The organism is Teichococcus vastitatis, assembly GCF_003604215.1.
GTDB classification, from domain to species: Bacteria; Pseudomonadota; Alphaproteobacteria; order Acetobacterales; family Acetobacteraceae; genus Pseudoroseomonas; species Pseudoroseomonas vastitatis.
Genome location: NZ_QXGS01000202.1, coordinates 1 through 782 on the forward strand (window position 1 = coordinate 1; position 782 = coordinate 782).

The window sequence follows — 782 nt, forward strand, 5'->3', positions numbered from 1 at the left end:
GCGCCGTGGATCAGCATCTTGCGAAGGTAGACGTTCCCTCGCTTGCTGATCCCCAGCAGCTTCGGCTTGCCGCCGGTCGTCATCTGCCTCGGCACCAGACCCAGCCAGGCTGCCAGATCCCGCCCCCGCCCGAAGGTCTCAGCTTTACCGATCGCCGCAACCAGGGCGGTTGCGTTCAGCGGCCCGATGCCAGGAATCGTGGTCAGCAGCCGGGCGGCCTCGTCGGTCCGGGCCTCGGCCGTGAACTCGTCGTCAAAGGCCTGGATGCGCCGGTCCAACTCGCGCCACTCAGTCCGCTGGTCCTCGACCAGCAGCCGCATCCGCGGACTGAGCGCGATCCGCTCCTCGGCCAGCAAGGCATCCAGGTAGACCTCCAGCTTGCGTCGTCCTTGAGGCACCGTGATGCCGCGCTCGAGCAGAATGGCACGCAGCTGGTTGATCAGCGCCGTCCGCTCGCCCACCAGCCGATCACGGGCACGGTGCAGGCTCTGCATGTCGAGCTGCGTCTCGCTCTTGAGTTCGACGAACCGCATGGTCGGCCGGGTCGCCGCCTCGGCGATCGCCTCCGCATCCCGATCGTCATTCTTCTGCACCTTCACATAGGGCCGCACGTATTCGGGGGACATCAGCCGCACTTCGTGCCCCACCTCGCGTAGCCGCCGGCCGAGGTGGTGGGCCCCGCAGCAGGCCTCCATCGCCACCACGCAGCCTGGCAAGCTTGTAGCCAGCTTGAGCACGCCATCTCGATGCAAACGCCGTCGCAGAGCCACCCGACCAGACGC

At 67.4% G+C, this 782-nt stretch carries 1 protein-coding gene; it reads right to left on the reverse strand.

Going from position 1 to position 782, the window contains the following annotated elements; translation table 11 throughout:
* Positions 1-782, reverse strand: a 782-nt coding sequence (locus tag D2K64_RS23925) for an IS110 family RNA-guided transposase (protein ID WP_120010924.1), incomplete at both ends; no start/stop codon positions are given.